This is a genomic window from Opacimonas viscosa (assembly GCF_024199005.1).
Taxonomy (GTDB): domain Bacteria; phylum Pseudomonadota; class Gammaproteobacteria; order Enterobacterales; family Alteromonadaceae; genus Opacimonas; species Opacimonas viscosa.
The window spans coordinates 376,049-395,599 of sequence record NZ_JANATA010000001.1 but is presented as its reverse complement, the minus strand read 5'-3'; the positions used below and the strand labels follow the sequence as shown (position 1 = coordinate 395,599).

The window sequence follows — 19,551 nt, the reverse complement described above, 5'->3', positions numbered from 1 at the left end:
ATCTTTATGATTGCATGTTTTGTGCTAAATGTTGACGTATAAATATCCAAACCAAGCTACCCAACACAGCGCTCAATAAGTACACAATGAATACACTATTACCGTATATTCTGTAAGGGGTTGCGTATTGTGTCAACGTCAATTCATGCTCTAGAGTGGCTGTTGTAAATTGCGGAAGTTGTACTTCTATTTCACCTAGGGCATTAATAATTCCTGTAATGCCATTATTCGTTGCCCGCACGACAGGTAAACCAAATTCTTTTGCTCTGACTTGGGCAATGTGCATGTGTTGTATTGGTCCAGCTGAGTCACCGAACCAAGCATCATTACTCACCGTAATAATCATATCAGTTTGTGCGGTGATATTCGCTCGAATTTGCCTAGGAAATACAATTTCAAAACAAATGGCTGGTAACAGATGGAGGTTGTTAGCTAGGAGATTGGGTTGGATGTATTCCCCACGGGTAAACGAGGACATAGGTAAATCAAAGATAGGAGCTAACCCTCTCAGCCACTGCTCCATTGGAATAAACTCACCTATGGGTAATAAATGGTGTTTGGCAAAGCGATTTTTATTACCATAATAATATTCGCCTAATTTACCACTATCATTTTGCGGACCCAGCACAATCAGGTTGTTATGGATCTGCGCGGTACGGATATCATAATTTACAATACCTGTTATGAGTGCTGTCTGGGTGTTTGTCGCCATATCATTGAGAGTGAAAAGCTCGCTTTGTGCAAAGTATTCCAGTTTTGGAATGGCTGCTTCAGGCCATACAATCAGATCGTTTTGCCACAAAGCATCAGTCAGTTCGATATACTTGTTTATGGTACGTTCATCTTCTTCTGGCAACCAACGTAAATTTTGTGGAATATTTCCTTGGACCAAAGCAATGTTAATTGTTTCTGGTGGTTCTGTGGAGCTTTGCTTAGCGTCATCAAAACTCACGAATAAGCCAAGGGGATAAAGCAAAGGCAAACACAACAACAAAGAGGTCGCGGGAAGTCTGCACTTTGTATTTGTAACCCCGGACTTTATTTGAGTATAAAAATACACAGGTAAGAAAGCCACAAACATTAATAACGCAGCTAAACCTGTTTCACCCACGAGTGAAAAAGTCACGTTTAACATAGTATTGTATTGGGTATAGCCCAGTCCAAGCCAAGGAAATCCCGTTAGTACCCAAGAACGGCACCATTCCGTAAAAAGCCAAAATAATGGAATCAAGAGTAGGGTGGTTATATCTGGTAGTTTTGTTTTTCGTGAACGACTGACTAACCAAGCAAATAGTGCGGGATAAAGTGCCAGATACGCACACAGTACTAACATCATTAACAACGAGACCAGCAAAGGTACACCGCCATAATCAGCTATACTAACGTGAACCCAACTAATACCAACGCCAAACCAACTTAAGCCAAATAAAAAACCTGTCATAAATGGTGTTTTAGATAACCAAGTACATACCGCAAATGGGATTAATAAAAGGATTACGATGCTATTTAGATAAGGGACCGTATAGGATAATCCAAGTAAAGCACCAGAGCAGAGTAAAGGAACAAGTTGTCTGTTGATGCTTAACTTAGAGGTCTGAGTCATTATTGTTAGGCAGACTCTGGAATAGTGACTTTTAATTGTAATAAACGGCGTTTATCAGAGTGGGTGATTTTAAATTCAAAGCCATTAATTTTAATTTTTTCGCCAGTTTCAGGCATATGACCAAATCCTTTTAAAACTATACCGCCAATGGTATCAGCTTCTTCGGTTTTGAAATCAGATTCAAAAAAACTATTAAAATCTTCAACTTCAGTTAATGCTTTGACTGAATAGGTATGTTTATTTAGAGGACGGATCCCATCAATGGCATTTTCTTCTTCGTCGTGTTCATCTTCGATCTCACCTACGATGAGTTCCAAAATATCTTCAATCGTGACAAGTCCAGAGACACCACCATATTCGTCAACGACTATCGCCATATGATAACGCTGTTGGCGGAATTCTTTCAGTAGAATATCGACTCTCTTGGATTCTGGAACGATAACCGCTTCACGTAGAATATCTTTTAATTCCAAGGTGCGACTGTTGTCAAAACCGTAAGCGAGTAAATCTTTAGCCAGCAAAATGCCTTCAATGTGGTCTTTGTCTTCGCTGATCACTGGGAATCTGGAGTGAGCTGAAGATATCACTTGGGGTAGGAACTCACTGACATCAGCATCGACATTAATGGTAATCATTTGGGCACGAGGGATCATGATTTCACGTACTTTAATGTTGTTGACGCTAATTACGCCTTCAATCATTTCTCGTGTTTGTGGATCGATGATTTCATTTTGTTGTGCTTCGGAGATAACATCAACTAATTCTTCGGTGTTTTGCGGCTCTGGATTAAAGGTATCTTTTATTTTATCGATCCAACCTTTAGGTGCAGAACCGTTACTAGAGTGGGGATTGTCGTCGCTCATAACTCTTCTTTTATTGTTTAAAAAATAATCACAAGTAGTAAATTAATGATCTTGATACGGATCGTCAATACTTAATTGTGCTAAAAGCGTAATTTCATGTTGTTCCATGATTTCGGCCTCATCATCATCTATATGGTCAAAACCTAGCAAATGCAAGGTGCCATGCACACATAAATGAATATAGTGATGGTCTAAGGGCTTATTTTGTTGTTTTGCCTCAGCAACAATCACACTGTGGCATAGTACTAAATCACCCAACAGATCACTAGGGATGAAATCTGGTAATTCAGCAGGAAATGATAGGACATTGGTCGGTTTATCTTTATCTCGATAACATGCATTTAATGCCTGTGATTCGCTTTCATCTACAAAACGCAGTGTCACTTCGCCTTTGTTATTATTGAATGTTTGGCAAACCAAAGAAATCGCTTGTTGTAATACCTCTAGACTGGGGATATCAGTCAATCCTAAGGGGTTTTGGATATCTATAGTAACTGCTGTTGTGTGATTGGTTGTCACTAGTGTTTATCCGATGGCGCGGCAGCTAATCGAGCTTGTTTTTCAGCTTCTTCTTTGCGTTTTTTTTCCGCTTTTAACTTCTCTTGCTCTGCATCATGCGCTTCATATGCTTGAACTATTCGCGCAACAACTGGATGTCTTACCACGTCATGAGCATTAAAGAAGTTGAAAGATATATCATCAACCCTTTGTAAAACTTCAATACTGTGACGTAAACCGGAACGCACACCACGAGGTAGATCAACTTGAGTAATATCCCCAGTAATCACTGCTCTAGAGTTAAAACCAATTCGAGTTAAAAACATTTTCATTTGTTCTGTCGTGGTATTTTGGCTTTCATCTAAAATGATAAAGGCATCATTGAGTGTCCGACCTCGCATATACGCCAAAGGAGCAATTTCAATGACATTGCGTTCAATGAGTTTTTCAACCGTTTCAAACCCTAACATCTCAAACAATGCATCATATAAAGGGCGTAAGTATGGATCGACTTTTTGGGATAAATCGCCGGGTAAAAATCCCAGTTTCTCACCGGCTTCTACAGCGGGCCTAGTGAGCAGTATACGACGTATTTCTTGACGTTCCAGTGCATCCACCGCGCAAGCTACCGCTAGATAAGTTTTGCCCGTTCCAGCAGGGCCTATACCAAAAGTGATGTCGTGATTGATAATGTTTGCGACATATTCGGCTTGGTTGGGGTTACGTGGTTTGACGATACCGCGTTTGGTTTTGATGTGAACTTGTTTGCCATACGGGTTACTATCGGCTGTTTCCGTTTGGTCAAGGACATTGGCTTCTTGGATAGATAAATGTACTTGTTCCGGTGTCAGTTCAGGGATTGCACCTCTGACCGGGGCTGTTTCTACATATAAACTTTGTAATAAACTGACTGTATTGATCGCTGCTTTTTTTTCACCTAACACTTTAAAATGATTATTATGATAGGTAATTTCTACACCTAAACGACGTTCTAATTGTTTGATATTGTTATCAAATGGACCACATAGACTCACTAAACGTTTGTTATCATCAGGGACCAGTAGAATTTCATTAGTGTCTAATTTGCTCAAAAAAGCATTCCTTATGTATTTTCAATTTTATTATAGTACAACGTATAGCAGCGTAGCGACAAACTGACACTGCTTGATTAAATACGTGATTAAGGGGTGACAATCTGCACGCCAAGGTTGTCATTTTTTTTCGCTAAAATAGATTGTGGTGATACGGCGATCCGTAACCCCATATCCGCCTCTCGTCGCACAACATTGCCGCGCAGTGAATTGCTAAAGACATCACTAATGTGGATATCGACAAACTCGCCTATCATGTCTGGCGTACCTTCGAAATTAACCACACGGTTATTTTCAGTACGTCCAGATAACTCCATTGGATTTTTTTTCGAAGGACCTTCTACTAATACTCGCTGTTCGGTATCAAGCATATTTCGTGCAATACGTTGTGCTGATTGGTTGATACGGTCTTGTAAAATGTATAGGCGTTCTTTTTTCTCTTCTTCGCTAACGTCATCCGGTAAGTCTGATGCTGGCGTACCTGGTCTAGCAGAGTAAATAAAGCTAAAGCTTAAATCGTACTCAATGTCGTTAATTAATTTCATGGTATCTGCAAAATCTTCTTTTGATTCACCTGGAAAGCCGATAATGAAATCAGAAGACATCGCTAAATTAGGTCGAACTTTGCGTAGACGACGGATTTTGGATTTATACTCGAGTGCTGTATGACCGCGTTTCATGAGATTCAAAATACGGTCTGAACCGCTTTGTACCGGCAGGTGTAAGTGATCAACTAACTCTGGAATCGAAGCATAAGCGTCAATAATATCGTCTGTAAATTCAACAGGGTGAGAGGTCGTGTAACGGATCCTGTCAATACCATCTATTGAAGCTATCAGCTCTAAAAGTTCTGCAAATCGACATATGCTACCGTCGTGGTGCGGGCCACGGAAAGCATTGACATTTTGCCCCAACAAGTTAACTTCTCTGACACCTTGCTCAGCAAGCTGTGCAACTTCTAGAAGTACATCATCTACCGGACGAGAGACCTCTTCGCCACGAGTGTAAGGAACAACACAAAACGTACAGTATTTGGAACAACCTTCCATGATGGACACAAAAGCGGTAGGGCCTTCGGCACGTGGTTCAGGTAAACGGTCAAACTTTTCAATTTCAGGAAACGATACATCAACCACGCTTTTTTCACCGCCTTTAATGTCTTTGATCATCTCTGGCAAACGATGCAGTGTTTGTGGACCGAATATAATATCTACATACGGTGCACGTTGACGGATATGGGCGCCTTCTTGAGAGGCAACACAACCCCCAACACCAATAATCAGTTCTGGCTTATCCTTTTTAAGGTTTTTCCAGCGTCCTAATTGATGAAAGACTTTTTCTTGGGCTTTTTCACGAATAGAGCATGTGTTGAGTAAAATAACATCAGCATCCTCGGCTTCTTCTGCGAGAGTATATCCATGGGTTGCGTCTAAAAGATCTGCCATTTTCTCTGAGTCATACTCATTCATCTGGCAGCCCCAAGTTTTGATATATAATTTTTGGCTCATACGTGCAAAATGCCTATGTTGAAACGTTAATTAACAATTCTTCAATTTTACTCTTTATTGAATCTAAAGACTAGTATTGCGCAACATTCTAGTGTCACGCATAATGTTGAATATATTCAGAATAAGATTGCCGCAATAAACATCGAGTAAAACTATGAGCCAAAAGACAAAATCTTCAAATACGACTAAACCAGCCATATCAGCTGAATATGTCGTAGTGGGAGGTGGTATGGTGGGTTCAGCAATGGCGCTTGGATTAGCCAAACAAGGTAAACAGGTGGTTTTAATCGAAGCGTTTCCGGCAAGAGAATTTGCCATTGACCAAGCCCCTGATTTACGAATGTCCGCCTTGGCTTTAGCAAGTGTCCAATTATTGGACAATTTGGGAGCTTGGGAGCATATTGCAGCTCTTCGAGTTCAGTCATATAACGCTTTATCGGTGTGGGATAAACCTTGGGCAAAGACGGTGTTTCATGCACATGAAGTCAAGCAAACTCGTTTGGGGTATTTTGTTGAGAATCGCATCACTCAATTGGGTTTGACACAGGCCTTAACCGATTATTCCAATGTGACTATTTTGCACACCAAAGTAGATAGAGCAGACACTCTTGAAGGGTGGGTTTATTGTGAGGACGGTAGTGTTGTCAATGCTGAATGGATTATTGCCGCAGATGGGGTGCATTCGGCTATCCGTAAACAAGCAGGGATTGGCACTGTTGCCTGGGATTATGAGCAACAAGCGCTAGGTATTTCAATTACATCAACTTATGCCGATGAACACACTGCTCAGCTAGCCCAAGGTATGACTTGGCAGGCATTTACTCCTGACGGGCCACAAGCATTTTTGCCGATGCATAATAATCATGCAAGTTTGGTTTGGTATCATCATCCTCAGCGCATAGCCGAGTTAAAAGCATTAGAACCAGCGGCCTTAAAAACTGAAATTTGCGCATCGTTTTCATCTTATCTTCAGGAACAAGTCGTCGATTTTACTGTCTTAGATAAAGCGAGTTTTGGATTAATGCGAATGCATGCCAAACGCTATATACAAGATAAAGTGATTCTGATCGGTGATGCTGCCCATAGTATTAACCCACTCGCGGGACAAGGTGTGAATCTGGGTTTTGCTGATGTAGCTTGCTTATTGGCAACAATTGAGCAGAAACGTCCGTTGGCTCGTGCTTATGAACTTCCGAGAAAACACGCGAACTTACAAATGATGACGGCTATGGATACGCTTTATCATTTATTTTCAAATCGTAATCCGCTCTTGAGTACATTACGCAATACTGGATTATTCCTTGCTGACAAAGGTGGAGCAGCCAAACAGGCAGTGATTAAAAAGGCAATGGGTGTATAGTTTATGACAATATTTATAATTATTGGTATTTTGTTTGTTGCCTTGGTGGTGATAATTCCATTGTTGGAGAAATCTGGTGCGCGTGTTTCTGATAAAACGACAAGTAAACTGGGGAAATGGTTTATGCCTTTGATTGGGGTAATGCTGGTCGTGCAATTAGTGATGATGATGTTTAGGAGTTAATCCTGAGTACTAATGACTTTTACAAATAGTAATCATCAATAAATGGTCAATCATCGTTCAATAAACAATATATTAATAAACAATAGCGCTGGCCTGATATAAGAGACCAGCGGTATTGTTTAAGTAAGTGATTTTTTAAAGCACTATTTATGGCTACTACCGACATCGCCTTGGGTATCCCAAATGCCGGTTTCTGTTTCACCTTGAATAATGCAGTCACCCTCTCTATAGGTCATGTCTGACTTATTTTCTAGACGCTTAACATAGTCTTTGGTCAACGCTACTATGGTGGGTGTCATCCACAAGATTGCAAACATATTGATCACTGTCATCAGACCCAAAGCCATATCTGCAGCTGCCCAAACCTTTGGTAAAGCTGCCATTGAGCCCCACAAAATCATGAGTAAATAACCTAGTGTATACAAACTACGGCCGACTTTATTATCGAGCTTAAACATATGTAAATTACTTTCACCGTAAGCGTAGTTTGCTACAACGGAGGTAAATGCAAATAAAGCGATAGCTGCAGCCACGAAATCACTACCCATATCACCTAAATGAAACTCCATTGCTGATTGGGTAAGGCGAATACCTTCCATTTGTTCACCAGCTGAGCCACCTGCGAGCAAAATGATAAATGCCGTCGCTGTACACAATACCATAGTGTCTACAAATACCCCTAGCATTTGGACGAATCCTTGAGATGCAGGGTGGTTGGGGTAGGGAGTCGCTGAGGCAGCCGCATGAGGCACACTACCTGAGCCTGCTTCGTTGGAATACAAGCCACGTTGTACCCCATTTGCAATGGCTGCTCCAAAAGTGCCGGCTACAGCTTCTTGCAAACCAAATGCTTGTAACACAATATCTGACAAAACAGTCGGGAGCATGTCAATATTAATCACGGTGATGACTAATGCTATTAGGACATAACTCACTCCCATAAATGGGACAATCCATTGAGCGAAGTTAGCAATAGCCCTTAATCCACCGACAACAATAAGTGCTGCAAGAATAATAATGACTAAGCCTGAGTACAGTGTATCAATGCCATAAGCATTGTTTAATGCGTCAGTGATGGTATTTGCTTGGACAGCGCTGAAAATAAAACCATAGCCCATAAACAAACACAGTGAAAAGAGTACCGCTAACCAACGTTTTTTTAATCCTTGTTGAATGTAATATGCAGGGCCACCACGATATTCACCATTGGAATCTTTGACTTTATACAACTGACCTAAAACACTCTCGGCGTAGCCTGTTGCCATACCCAAAAAGGCAATGACCCACATCCAAAAAATAGCTCCAGCGCCACCTAGGGAAATAGCAACGGCTACACCTGCTAGATTACCGGTACCAACTCGAGCGGAGAGGGAGGTGCATAATGCCTGAAACGATGATATCCCTGCTTTATCTGAGGCAGTTGAATTGCGCATAATAGAGAACATATGGCGAAAGTATTTTACTTGGAGAAAGCCTAAACGGACGGTAAAAAAGATCCCGCCAATCAACAACAGATAAATTAAAACTTTACCTTCGCCCCATAAAATATTGTTGATAAATCCAATAGTACTTACTACTAGATGATCTAGACCAGATAACAATGTATCTATCATGTAGAAACTCTTTTCGTTGCTGACAAATTAATAAGGGGTAGTTTAAGGTAAAAATACAAATAGATCATTGCTTTAGTGTTTATTGCTACGATTAATGCACAAATGTATTGTGCAAAAGGGGCACGATTCAAATACGCAAAAAGATGGTATGAAAATGGATGAAAATGTATGGCTGGGGTAGCAGGACTCGAACCTACGGATGGCGGGATCAAAACCCGCTGCCTTACCAACTTGGCTATACCCCAACAGGGAAGATACATTGTAATAAGATGGCTGGGGTAGCAGGACTCGAACCTACGGATGGCGGGATCAAAACCCGCTGCCTTACCAACTTGGCTATACCCCAACAATGGTGCGGAAGGAGAGACTTGAACTCTCACGCCGTGAAGCACTGGAACCTAAATCCAGCGTGTCTACCAATTCCACCACTCCCGCATTTCTTATTACGCATTACTTTTAGTGGTAAAAAGTAATGGTGGCTACGGCGAGATTCGAACTTGCGACCCCATCATTATGAGTGATGTGCTCTAACCAGCTGAGCTACGTAGCCATACTTGTCTGGGTTGCCCCAATCGAAGTGGTGCGTATTATGTATATAAGAAGAGCCTTCGTCAAACGTTTTTTGTGAAAAACAGCATAATTGCTGTATATTTCATCAAGGGCTCTGTTTTATGTACTTTTTAACACCAATTAAGAGCTAACAGCAAAAGAAAATATGATGCACAGCTCTAATTCTTGACACTTTATTCTTATGAAAATAAAGCATAAAAAAAGGGCTGAAATTTTAGTTCAGCCCTTTTTTGTGTCAGATATTAAATACTCAGAAGTCATATCCTAGACATTAAAACGGAAATGAATCACATCACCATCTTTTACAATATAGTCTTTACCTTCAAGACGCCACTTACCGGCATCCTTAGCGCCTTGCTCGCCATTTCCTGCAATATAATCATCATAGGCAATGACTTCGGCACGAATAAATCCTTTTTCAAAGTCAGTGTGAATTTTACCGGCTGCTTGTGGTGCCGTCGATCCTACAGGGTAAGTCCAAGCTCGCACTTCTTTTACTCCGGCTGTGAAATATGTTTCTAATGTTAATAGATTATAGCCAGAACGAATAACTCGGTTTAAGCCTGGTTCTTCAAGGCCCATTTCATCCAAAAACTCTGCCTTGTCGGCATCATCTAATTCAGAAATTTCTGATTCTATCGCCGCACATACAGCAACTACGACAGCATTTTCTTTAGCCGCAATATCTTTGACTTGGTCAAGATAAGGATTATCTGTAAATCCATCTTCATTGACATTGGCTACATACATAGTCGGCTTTAATGTCAGGAAGTGCATGTATTGTATAGCTGCGAGTTCTTCTTTTTCTAAAGGTAATGCACGTAGCAATAGACCTTCATCTAGATGGGGTTTAATTTTCTCTAATACTTTTAATTCGTATTTGGCTTCGCTATCGCCACCTTTAGCTTTTTTGCTAACGCGTAGTATCGCTTTTTCAGCAGTGTCTAAATCGGCTAACGCTAATTCAGTATTGATTACATCAATATCTTCTGCAGGATTGACTTTACCTGCAACGTGAACAATATTCTCATCATCAAAACAACGAACAACATGACCTATTGCATCCGTTTCACGAATGTTAGCCAAGAATTTATTGCCTAAACCTTCGCCTTTTGACGCGCCTTCTACGAGACCGGCAATATCTACGAACTCCATGGTGGTAGGCAAAATTTTCTGTGGATTCACAATTGCAGCCAATGCATCCAAACGTGGGTCAGGAACAGGGACAACGCCAGTATTAGGTTCAATAGTACAAAAAGGGAAGTTAGCAGCTTCGATCCCCGCTTTTGTTAATGCATTAAACAATGTTGATTTGCCAACGTTGGGTAAACCCACTATGCCACATTTGAAACCCATAATAATGTCCTAGAATTATTCAGCCGAAAAGCTATGCAAACGTTGTTGCGCAGCAATTAGGTCCTCTTTGATTAATATTTCTGTAGCCCTGATACTTTCATCAATGGCTGCGTCGATTTTTTCTTGTTCGTTTTTTGGGGCTTTGCCCAGTACATGTCCGGTAACTCGGCTTTTGTGACCTGGATGGCCGATACCAATCCGCAGTCTCAAAAAGTCTTTTTGATTACCGAGTGCCGCCACAGTATCTTTGATACCGTTTTGACTCGAACTACCTCCGACTTTGAACTTTGCAATACCCGGTGGTAAGTCAAGTTCATCGAAAGCTACTAAAATGTTTGCTACCTCAATCTTGTAAAAATTTGCTATGGCTGCCACAGCCTTACCACTTTTATTCATAAAAGTCGTAGGGAAGAGTAGACGTACATCTTGACCAGCTATGCGTGTGCGGCCAGTTAGGCCAAAGAATTTACTTTCAGGAGAGAGTGAACACGAATAAGCTCGTGCTAAAGAAGAAACAAACATTTCACCAGCGTTGTGGCGAGTGTTTTGATATTCGGGGCCTGGATTACCCAAGCCCACGATAAGACGGATGTCAGTCAACGATATTACTCGCTGTCTGCTTCACCTTCAGCAGCTTCATCTGCTGCTTTCACTTTAGCTGCTTTTATTGTAACAACAGCTAAGTCGTGTGACTCACCTTTGGCAAGTTCAACTGAAGATACACCTTCAGGGAACGTTACATCTGATAAATGTAATGTTTGACCTAGGGCAACATTAGTTAAATCAACTTCGATGAACTCAGGTAAGTTACCAGGTAAACACGCAACATCGATTTCGTTGATGTGGTGTTCAGCGTGGCCACCTTCAGTTTTGATTGCTGGTGCTGTATCTTCATTGATGAAGTGAACAGGAACTGTAGTGTGGATTGCTTTAGAAGCATCTACACGTAAAAAGTCAACGTGTAAGATTTTTGGCTTGTATGGGTGGCGTTGCATATCTTTAACGATAGCATCAACTTTTTCACCAGCAATATCAAGAGTTAAAACGTGTGAATAAAACGCTTCAAATTCTTGTGCTTGAACAAGTTTGTTGTGTGCTAATGTAACAGATACTGGCTCTTTGTCCGCACCGTATACGATCGCTGGAACTTTGTCTTCACGACGTAGGCGGCGGCTCGCACCTTTCCCTAAATCCGTTCTGACTTCTGCTTCTAAATGAAAGATTGCTTCAGACATAATAATGTCTCCAAAAAAATATTAAAAAGAGTTGGTTTTTGCGACCAAAACCAACATGTATGTTAGAAAGACTAACACCCTGTATTTCAAGGGCGACGAAGTTTAGCATTGGCACTATTGTGATGCAAATTATTGTTCTTAAAACGCAGAGAAATTACCCAGTCTTACAACTTTTTGCGAGAGTAATATAAGTTTTATTTATATAAAGCATTTGTTTTTGTGTTTACATTGATTTTGTTCTATTTTAATCTTGCATACGTATTCATTCAGTTACAAATTTCAAATTGCTCAATAAACATTGCTAAACAGTACAAATCTTGCGCTGCAATGTTAGAAAGATTAATACAGAAACAACAATAAACACAATTATAAAGATACAATAAAAAGAATATCAATTTAAGATATCAATATCGACACACCTTAGAATAAACTGCCATGTTGCCGACGCTATGTTCGAACAAGTGGTATGAGTTACTAGATAAATTACAGACATAAAAATTAACACTTAAACTTTCTATTTGTTTTCTTTGGGAGCAATGGTTTCTTAAATGTTACTGCTGAAATCAAAGAAGTCGACGGTACGGTTCGGTCTGTTGTTCGTAATGATGTCCAAGGGTTAATTGATAATGGCTACTACAGCCCAGATATCCAATTTTCTAACATCAATGGCTACACTAATGAAGTCCCTCAGTATTGGGGACAACCTGACGTCAACGATGATGTGAAATTATTTGTTAACTCTGCATTTGAAATCAATGACAATACTGAAGCTTACTTCTTTGGTAACTACGCACAGCGTACGGTTCAAGGTGGTTTCTTCTTCCGTAACCCGACTAACCGTGGTGGTGTTTATCGAGGTCCTCTGGTTAACCCAACCACTGGTTTACCCTCTGATGCTGATGATGCTGTTGCTTCAGTTCGCGTTGGTGATTTAGATGGTTTAGGCCAAGGCGGTAATTGTATCTCAGGTATTCCTCTTGAAAACGGTGTGCCAAACCCTGCTTTCTTGGCACAAGTCGTTGCTGATGCTAACTGCTTTAGTTTCTTAGAAACCATTCCACTAGGATTTGTACCGCGTTTTGGTGGTGAAAACGAAGATGTATCATTTACATTTGGTGTCCGTGGTTTGCTTGATGTGGGTACTGGCTTAGATTACGATTTCAGTGTGCAACGTGGTTCAAACCGCAGTGACTTTGCTATCAGTAATACGGTAAATGCCTCTTTAGGTCCAGATACGCCGCGTAACTTTACGCCAGGTGGTCAAGAGCAAACTGAAACGCTAGTCAACGCAAGCTTTGTCTATAACGTTGATGTTGGTTTTGAATCTGACTTGTCGGTAGCCTTTGGTGCTGAATACCGTAAAGAAGAATTTGATTTATTTGCTGGTGATCCAGCGTCTTATGCTTTAGGTCCATTGGCTGATCAAGGTTTCTCATCAAGCTCTAACGGCTTTGGTGGTTTCCCAGCAGATACTTCAGCTTCACAAGATTCAAACGCTATATATGTTGATTTAGAAGCCGATGTATCTGAAAACTTAACATTACAAACTGCCGTACGTTACGAAGATTTTAGCCAGTTTGGTGATACTACTGACTTTAAACTTGCTGGTATTTATCACGTATCTGATTCAGTGCGTATTCGTAGTGCTTATTCTACAGGTTTCCACGCACCAACTGCTGGCCAAGCAAACATTACTAATGTAACTACACAAAACGTCAATGGTGTGTTGATAGACCAAGGTACGTTACCTTTGTTCTCTTCAGCAGGACAATTAGCCGCTGATTTTATTGAGTTAGATGGTAACGGTCGTCCAACATTGGGCCCAGAAGAAGCAGAAAACTTCTCAATTGGTGCTGCATTTGATCTCGGTGATACAAGCTGGACTATCGATTATTACACCATTGAATTAACGGATCGTGTTGCAGCAATCGAAGATTTACTACCTAACTTACGTGCAAACGTATCTTGGGCACATAGTCAAGGTGACTACAACACATTGGTTCGTGCTAATTATTACGGTGGTTGGGATGATACTGGTAATGGTGTCAACGGTATCAGTTCGGCAGTGCTCGTCGATGTATCAGTATCTTATCAGTTAAACGAAAACACGCGTTTAGTTGCAGGTATTGATAACGTATTTGATACATATCCAGATAAAAACCCAAGTGCTGGTAGCTTAGGTCAGCTTTATTCTGAAGCATCTCCATTTGGTTTTAATGGGGGTACTTGGTACCTACAAGCACGTTATACATACTAAATCAGTATGTTAGACGAAAACCGCCGCTCTTAGTGGCGGTTTTTTTATGGGAGAAATACAGAAGATTAGATTGTTAATCCAATCATGGCTACATTTAGCAATGTTAAGATTGCAAAAGCGTACCAGTGCTATGTGTCAGTTATTGCTAAGAATCAAATTATTTATCGACACTGCATATTGTTTTTTTACAAATAAAAAAGGAGGCTAAAGCCTCCTTTTGTCTCATCCTAAACGTATGGGTTTCTAGCTTTCTGAGCCAAACATTGCAGAAATAGATTCTTCGTTAGAAATACGACGAATCGTCTCAGCCAACATATCTGATAAAGTTAGTTGCTTGACTTTACTCACTTTCTGCATCTTTTCACATAAAGGAATACTGTCAGTAACAATAATCTCGTCAATGACCGATGCTTCTAGATTTTCCGGTGCACGACCTGAAAAAATAGCATGTGTAGCATAGGCAAAGACGCGACGAGCACCGTGGTCTTTTAAAGCTTCTGCAGCTTTGGCTAGCGTACCACCGGTATCAATCATGTCATCGACAATGATACAGTCGCGATCTTTAACGTCACCAATAATATTCATGACTTTGGCTACGTTTGCCTTGGGGCGACGTTTATCAATAATCGCTAAGTCGATATCGTCTAGTAATTTTGCTGTTGCACGCGCTCTCACTACACCACCGATATCTGGTGAAACAACCACCGGGTCGTGGAAATCACGTTTTTGCATATCAGCCAATAAAATTGGAGTACCAAACGCGTTGTCTACTGGGACATCAAAGAATCCTTGAATTTGTTCTGCGTGTAAGTCGATAGTCAAGACACGGTCAACACCTACATTAGATAGGAAATCAGCCACAACTTTTGCGGTAATTGGCACACGTGCTGACCGTACACGACGATCTTGACGGGCATAACCAAAATAGGGAATAACCGCAGTAATCCGGCCAGCCGAGGCGCGTCTTAGGGCATCGATCATGACGATCAATTCCATTAGGTTATCATTAGTAGGGGCACAAGTAGATTGAATGATGAATACATCAGAACCACGAACATTTTCATGTATTTCTACAGAAATTTCTCCGTCGCTAAAACGACTGACAGTGGCATTACCTAGTTTTGTGTATAAGCGTTCAGCTACTTTATTAGCTAGCTCTGGGACCGCATTACCGGCGAAAATCTTCATGTCTGGCACAGGTAGTTTCCTTAGTGCGAAGGTTTATTATAAAAGATATGGCTGGGGTAGCAGGACTCGAACCTACGGATGGCGGGATCAAAACCCGCTGCCTTACCAACTTGGCTATACCCCAATTGTTAATCCTTGTCCCGAACGTCAAATATGGTCTTTATTTTTGTCAGCAGTGGTGATTCTGCTACACCTTTTGCAACAAATGCAGTGGTGTTATTGTCCAATATTTGTCGGTGTTTGAGTAATTCTAACACCTCAAGTGCAGTTTCTTCCTTGTCAAAAACGGCGAAAATACAAGCACCGGTTCCCGTCATTCTCGACGGTGCGTAGTGTAACAAGTGCTGTAATAAATATGCAACCTTAGGATACAAGTTTACGACTAATTCCTGACAATCATTTCGGGTATTAGCAAAATTATAGTGTGTAAAATCGATTTTCGCGGTATTTCTCGGCAAATTTTCATGCGAGAAAATCGTTTTTGTGGAAATGTGTTCATTTGGATGAACAACTAAATAGTATTGTTCTGATTCAGCACTATTGGGTACTGGGAAAAAATGTTCACCGACGCCTTCGGCAAAGGTAGTTTTACCGTTAATAAATACCGGCACGTCAGCCCCTAAGGACAATCCTAGTTGTGCCAACTCTGCCAATGAATAATGACATTCCCATAAATGATTCAAGACAACTAGCGTCGTTGCTGCATTGGTTGAACCGCCACCTAAACCGCCGCCCATGGGAAGTGTTTTATCGATATTAATAGCCACACCGCAAAGATTACCTAGACCATCTTCTGTGGCTTTTTTGTATAAGGCCTGTGCGGCTTTGACAATCAAATTGTCACACGATAATACATCTTTAAACGGTGTTAATAATTGAATTTCATCATCAGCATTAGGGGAAAATTGTAAGGAATCTCCATGATCCAGCATTTGAAATAAGGATTGTAGTTCGTGATAACCATCCGCACGTTGTCCGGTTATATGTAAAAATAAATTTAGTTTTGCAGGACTAGGCCATATTTCGTGTTGATAACGTGCTAATAAGCTCATGCAAGATTTCTCTTATAACCATTCTTTAATTTTGATACGAATACTCTGTTTGATATCACCGTCAACATCTACGGTAATTGAAAAAGGTAATGTTAGTTGACCGACATTCCGGTAGTCTTTGTAAGTAATAGAGACACTTTGAGGACAGCTAAATTGTGGGCAAAAAGGAGTAAATGTTTTGACCTTGCCTGTGACATACGAAGATTCATACATCGTAATGTCGCCCTGGCTAGGGTTCAAGTCAGCCTTAAACCATGAATTTAACTCGTCTAACGGTAACCACCATCCAGTGAGCTCAAAAAGTAAAACCTGTGGTGCTGAATTCGTGTAGGACTTCTCGCTTGTGGTAATCGTGATACCTTGCTTATCGCGTTTGGCGGTGAATACATTAATCCCTAAAAAAGTATTTACGGTCAGCTTATAATCTTCATTGTTTTGTTGCCAATAAAAATACGCAGATTGTTTTTTGGTAGGCTGAATAACAGCCAAGCGTCCATTGACCTGAAAAGTAGTTAACTCAGAGATGTTGGCAGTCGTGGTTAGACTTTTTGATGTTACAGTGGTGCATCCCGATTGCAGCAGTAAAGCTATAAGCAGTACAACGTTGCATAGGTATTTATAAAGTTGGAATGCACGAGGCAAAATAAACCTTCTTAACAATCAAAATTGTTCGTTGGTGTGATTTTTTAATATTGTATAACTCGAACAATCATCCTGTCTATGAGAAATACCTGTGCGTTAACCTTTTAATCAGGCAGGCTTTTTCGTACAATGCACCCGAATTAATTATGAACATGACGCATGACGATAATTGCCTTTGGCATTAACCACAATACCGCATCGGTTGACCTTAGAGAAAAGGTTGCTTTTACGCCAGACTCGTTGGCGGATGCTTTTGCGAGTTTAAAAAATATTCCAGACGTCAGTGGTTCCGTTGTCTTATCAACGTGTAATAGAACAGAGATCTATCTAGAAGCTGATGATAGTGCCAACAGTAACTTTGTTTATGAATGGTTAGCGAATTTTCATCAAATAGATGAGTACGATGTAAAAAAACACGCTTATTTGCATGAAAATGGACAAGCTTTAGAGCATATAATGAAAGTTGCTAGTGGACTCGATTCACTGATCTTAGGTGAGCCACAAATCTTGGGTCAGGTCAAACAAGCAGTGAGCGATGCTCGACATCATGCTGCTTTGACAAATGAGTTTCATAAGGTTTTTGAACACACGTTTCAGGTTGCTAAACGCGTTCGCAATGAAACCGAAATCGGGGCAAACGCCGTCTCTGTAGCTTTTGCAGCGGTTCAGTTAGCCAAGCAAATTTTTTCTCCCTTGCACAAAGCAAACGTTTTATTAGTGGGTGCGGGTGAAACCATCGAGTTAGTCGCCAAGCATTTACACGAACAAGGTGCAGTAAATATTGATGTAGCGAACCGCACTTTAGCAAAGGCTCAAGACATAGCACAAAAGTTTAATGGTCATGCGATTACTTTGAATCAACTTCCTTCACACCTGGCTTCTGCTGATATCGTAATAAGTTCAACGGCTTCTCAATTGCCAATTATTGGCAAGGGTATGGTTGAACACGCTTTGACCGAACGCAAACACAAACCCATGTTAATGGTTGATATAGCTGTACCTCGTGATATCGAAGGTGAAGTCGGGCACTTAGATGAAATCTATTTATACACTGTTGATGATTTACAGCAGATAGTACAAGAGAATTTAGCAAACCGTGAACAAGCGGCACTTGAAGCGTTAGATTTAATAAAAGTGCAAATTAGCCAGTATGAACAATGGCAACAGAGTCAAGCTTCTGTGGATATTGTAAAGGGCTATCGCGAAGCGAACCAACACGTTCGCGATAAACTTTTGGCAAAGTGCAAACAACAAATAGCGGACGGGCAAGATATAGACCAAGCACTTGATGAGTTTTCGTATAAGTTAACAAATCAATTAAGTCATGCACCAACCAAAATTTTAAGTCAGCTGATTGCCCAAGGTGATCCGGCGGTGTTAAACCTTTTAAAAGCAGTTTTGGGAACTAAACCCGATGCAAGCTCCAATTAAGATCTTAGGAAAACGATGAAACAGTCAGTTGTTGTAAAATTAGAAATGCTGGTAGAACGCTTTGAAGAAGTCCAGGCTTTGTTAAGTGATCCAGAAGTAATTGGTAATCAAGATAAATTTAAAGCACTGTCTAAAGAGTATGCCCAACTAGAAGATGTTGTTAAGCACTTTAGGCAATATCAGCAAGCGGTAGAGGATATTGTTTCTGCTCAAGAAATGCTCAAAGAAGATGATGCTGAAATGCGTGAGATGGCCCAAGAGGAGCTAAAAGCCGCTAAAACGACAGTAGAAGAGCTTGAGCAAACGCTACAGATTTTATTACTGCCCAAAGACCCTAACGATGATAGCAACTGTTTCTTAGAAATTCGAGCCGGCGCGGGAGGTGATGAGGCGGCTATTTTTGCCGGTGACTTGTATCGCATGTATTCACGTTATGCAGAAACCAAAGGTTGGCGTGTCGAGCAAGTTTCTGCGAATGAAGGCGAACACGGTGGGTATAAAGAAGTGATTGCCAATATTATTGGTGACGGCGCTTTTGGAGTACTGAAGTTTGAATCAGGTGGTCATCGTGTACAACGTGTTCCAGAAACAGAAAGCCAAGGCCGTATTCACACCTCTGCCTGTACGGTTGCGGTGCTTGCCGAAGTACCGGAGTCTGAAGCTATTGATATCAATCCAGCGGACTTACGCATTGATACCTTTAGGGCATCAGGTGCGGGTGGTCAGCACGTTAATAAAACGGATTCAGCTATTCGTATTACCCATATACCGTCTGGTTTAGTGGTTGAATGTCAAGATGAACGTTCACAGCATAAAAACCGTGCGAAGGCGATGTCTGTATTACAGTCTCGTTTAAATAACATTGAAGAAGAAAAACGTGCTGCAGAAGAAGCAAGTACACGTAAAAGTCTAGTTGGAAGTGGTGATCGCTCAGAGCGGATCCGTACTTACAATTATCCACAAGGGCGAGTGACTGATCACCGCATCAACCTAACATTGTACAAGTTAGATGATGTTGTAGCAGGCGATGTTGATGCTTTATTAGAACCGATTCGTCAAGAACACCAAGCTGATCTCCTTGCCCAATTATCAGGCGATTAA

Annotated in this window: 17 protein-coding genes and 5 tRNA genes; 5 read left to right on the top strand and 17 right to left on the bottom strand. The window is 40.9% G+C overall.

The genetic code is table 11. From position 1 onward, the window contains the following. Positions 1–4: 4 nt before the first annotated feature. From lnt to miaB, 5 genes are all read right to left on the bottom strand, one after another. Positions 5–1,603 carry an apolipoprotein N-acyltransferase gene (gene lnt, locus NLF92_RS01750; protein ID WP_254098217.1) on the bottom strand — a complete coding sequence of 533 codons (1,599 nt, stop codon included), beginning with the start codon at positions 1,601–1,603 and terminating at the stop codon, positions 5–7. 5 nt (positions 1,604–1,608) lie between these two features. Continuing rightward, positions 1,609–2,466 (bottom strand): CNNM family magnesium/cobalt transport protein CorC, encoded by an 858-nt coding sequence (gene corC / locus NLF92_RS01745; RefSeq protein ID WP_254098215.1) that lies wholly within the window; start codon positions 2,464–2,466, stop codon positions 1,609–1,611. 42 nt (positions 2,467–2,508) lie between these two features. Then, complete coding sequence (gene ybeY, locus NLF92_RS01740) at positions 2,509–2,985, bottom strand: rRNA maturation RNase YbeY (RefSeq protein ID WP_254098213.1); 477 nt, start codon at positions 2,983–2,985, stop codon at positions 2,509–2,511. After that, on the bottom strand, positions 2,985–4,055 hold the full coding sequence (locus NLF92_RS01735) for a PhoH family protein (RefSeq protein WP_254098211.1): 1,071 nt from the start codon (positions 4,053–4,055) through the stop codon (positions 2,985–2,987). Before NLF92_RS01735 ends, ybeY begins: the two co-directional genes overlap by 1 nt. An 89-nt stretch (positions 4,056–4,144) precedes the next feature. Next, positions 4,145–5,563 (bottom strand): tRNA (N6-isopentenyl adenosine(37)-C2)-methylthiotransferase MiaB, encoded by a 1,419-nt coding sequence (miaB, locus tag NLF92_RS01730; protein WP_254098209.1) that lies wholly within the window; start codon positions 5,561–5,563, stop codon positions 4,145–4,147. A 154-nt stretch (positions 5,564–5,717) separates the two neighbouring features. Between miaB and NLF92_RS01725 the strand changes: the two genes are divergently transcribed. After that, on the top strand, positions 5,718–6,923 hold the full coding sequence (locus NLF92_RS01725; RefSeq protein ID WP_254098207.1) for an FAD-dependent monooxygenase: 1,206 nt from the start codon (positions 5,718–5,720) through the stop codon (positions 6,921–6,923). Positions 6,924–6,926: 3 nt separating this feature from the next. Then, positions 6,927–7,106 carry a hypothetical protein gene (locus NLF92_RS01720; RefSeq protein ID WP_254098205.1) on the top strand — a complete coding sequence of 60 codons (180 nt, stop codon included), beginning with the start codon at positions 6,927–6,929 and terminating at the stop codon, positions 7,104–7,106. A 143-nt stretch (positions 7,107–7,249) separates the two neighbouring features. Here the strand turns inward: NLF92_RS01720 and NLF92_RS01715 are convergent, their stop codons facing one another. From NLF92_RS01715 to NLF92_RS01680, 8 genes are all read right to left on the bottom strand, one after another. Continuing rightward, a complete protein-coding gene (locus tag NLF92_RS01715) occupies positions 7,250–8,719 on the bottom strand; it encodes an alanine/glycine:cation symporter family protein (RefSeq protein ID WP_254098203.1) in 1,470 nt (489 codons plus the stop codon). A gap of 169 nt (positions 8,720–8,888) precedes the next feature. Next, positions 8,889–8,964 (bottom strand) — tRNA-Gln (locus NLF92_RS01710). 25 nt (positions 8,965–8,989) lie between these two features. Next, positions 8,990–9,065, bottom strand: a tRNA-Gln gene (locus NLF92_RS01705). Positions 9,066–9,069: 4 nt separating this feature from the next. Next, a tRNA-Leu gene (locus tag NLF92_RS01700) sits at positions 9,070–9,154 on the bottom strand. A gap of 38 nt (positions 9,155–9,192) precedes the next feature. Beyond that, positions 9,193–9,269 (bottom strand) — tRNA-Met (locus tag NLF92_RS01695). Between the two features lie 284 nt (positions 9,270–9,553). Further along, positions 9,554–10,645: a redox-regulated ATPase YchF gene (gene ychF / locus NLF92_RS01690; RefSeq protein ID WP_254098201.1), complete on the bottom strand. Its 1,092-nt coding sequence runs from the start codon at positions 10,643–10,645 to the stop codon at positions 9,554–9,556. Positions 10,646–10,660: 15 nt separating this feature from the next. After that, entirely contained in the window at positions 10,661–11,245 is a 585-nt protein-coding gene (gene pth / locus NLF92_RS01685) for an aminoacyl-tRNA hydrolase (RefSeq protein ID WP_254098199.1), read from the bottom strand. Positions 11,246–11,250: 5 nt separating this feature from the next. Further along, positions 11,251–11,880, bottom strand: a complete 630-nt coding sequence (locus NLF92_RS01680) for a 50S ribosomal protein L25/general stress protein Ctc (protein WP_254098197.1) — start codon at positions 11,878–11,880, stop codon at positions 11,251–11,253. Between the two features lie 721 nt (positions 11,881–12,601). On the opposite strand from NLF92_RS01680, the gene NLF92_RS01675 reads away from it, so the two are divergent. Then, positions 12,602–14,137: a TonB-dependent receptor domain-containing protein gene (locus NLF92_RS01675; protein ID WP_254098195.1), complete on the top strand. Its 1,536-nt coding sequence runs from the start codon at positions 12,602–12,604 to the stop codon at positions 14,135–14,137. 243 nt (positions 14,138–14,380) lie between these two features. On the opposite strand, the gene NLF92_RS01670 is transcribed toward NLF92_RS01675, so the two are convergent. The 4 genes from NLF92_RS01670 to NLF92_RS01655 form a co-directional block, all read right to left on the bottom strand. Further along, a complete protein-coding gene (locus NLF92_RS01670; RefSeq protein WP_254098193.1) occupies positions 14,381–15,334 on the bottom strand; it encodes a ribose-phosphate pyrophosphokinase in 954 nt (317 codons plus the stop codon). Between the two features lie 39 nt (positions 15,335–15,373). Next, positions 15,374–15,449 (bottom strand) — tRNA-Gln (locus NLF92_RS01665). Positions 15,450–15,453: 4 nt separating this feature from the next. After that, on the bottom strand, positions 15,454–16,377 hold the full coding sequence (gene ispE / locus NLF92_RS01660; RefSeq protein ID WP_254098191.1) for a 4-(cytidine 5'-diphospho)-2-C-methyl-D-erythritol kinase: 924 nt from the start codon (positions 16,375–16,377) through the stop codon (positions 15,454–15,456). A 12-nt stretch (positions 16,378–16,389) separates the two neighbouring features. After that, positions 16,390–17,019 carry an outer membrane lipoprotein LolB gene (locus NLF92_RS01655; RefSeq protein ID WP_254098189.1) on the bottom strand — a complete coding sequence of 210 codons (630 nt, stop codon included), beginning with the start codon at positions 17,017–17,019 and terminating at the stop codon, positions 16,390–16,392. Between the two features lie 159 nt (positions 17,020–17,178). Between NLF92_RS01655 and hemA the strand changes: the two genes are divergently transcribed. Together hemA and prfA are read left to right on the top strand one after the other, a co-directional pair. Beyond that, positions 17,179–18,450: a glutamyl-tRNA reductase gene (gene hemA, locus NLF92_RS01650; protein WP_254098184.1), complete on the top strand. Its 1,272-nt coding sequence runs from the start codon at positions 17,179–17,181 to the stop codon at positions 18,448–18,450. Between the two features lie 15 nt (positions 18,451–18,465). Then, positions 18,466–19,551, top strand: a complete 1,086-nt coding sequence (prfA, locus tag NLF92_RS01645; RefSeq protein ID WP_254098183.1) for a peptide chain release factor 1 — start codon at positions 18,466–18,468, stop codon at positions 19,549–19,551.

What these genes read in the sequence shown, in the direction of transcription:
- lnt (WP_254098217.1), bottom strand. Translation starts at nt 1,603, where the DNA reads ATGACTCAGACCTCTAAGTTAAGCATCAACAGACAACTTGTTCCTTTA.
- corC (WP_254098215.1), bottom strand. Translation starts at nt 2,466, where the DNA reads ATGAGCGACGACAATCCCCACTCTAGTAACGGTTCTGCACCTAAAGGT.
- miaB (WP_254098209.1), bottom strand. Translation starts at nt 5,563, where the DNA reads ATGAGCCAAAAATTATATATCAAAACTTGGGGCTGCCAGATGAATGAG.
- NLF92_RS01725 (WP_254098207.1), top strand. Translation starts at nt 5,718, where the DNA reads ATGAGCCAAAAGACAAAATCTTCAAATACGACTAAACCAGCCATATCA.
- NLF92_RS01720 (WP_254098205.1), top strand. Translation starts at nt 6,927, where the DNA reads ATGACAATATTTATAATTATTGGTATTTTGTTTGTTGCCTTGGTGGTG.
- NLF92_RS01715 (WP_254098203.1), bottom strand. Translation starts at nt 8,719, where the DNA reads ATGATAGATACATTGTTATCTGGTCTAGATCATCTAGTAGTAAGTACT.
- ychF (WP_254098201.1), bottom strand. Translation starts at nt 10,645, where the DNA reads ATGGGTTTCAAATGTGGCATAGTGGGTTTACCCAACGTTGGCAAATCA.
- NLF92_RS01680 (WP_254098197.1), bottom strand. Translation starts at nt 11,880, where the DNA reads ATGTCTGAAGCAATCTTTCATTTAGAAGCAGAAGTCAGAACGGATTTA.
- ispE (WP_254098191.1), bottom strand. Translation starts at nt 16,377, where the DNA reads ATGAGCTTATTAGCACGTTATCAACACGAAATATGGCCTAGTCCTGCA.
- hemA (WP_254098184.1), top strand. Translation starts at nt 17,179, where the DNA reads ATGACGATAATTGCCTTTGGCATTAACCACAATACCGCATCGGTTGAC.
- prfA (WP_254098183.1), top strand. Translation starts at nt 18,466, where the DNA reads ATGAAACAGTCAGTTGTTGTAAAATTAGAAATGCTGGTAGAACGCTTT.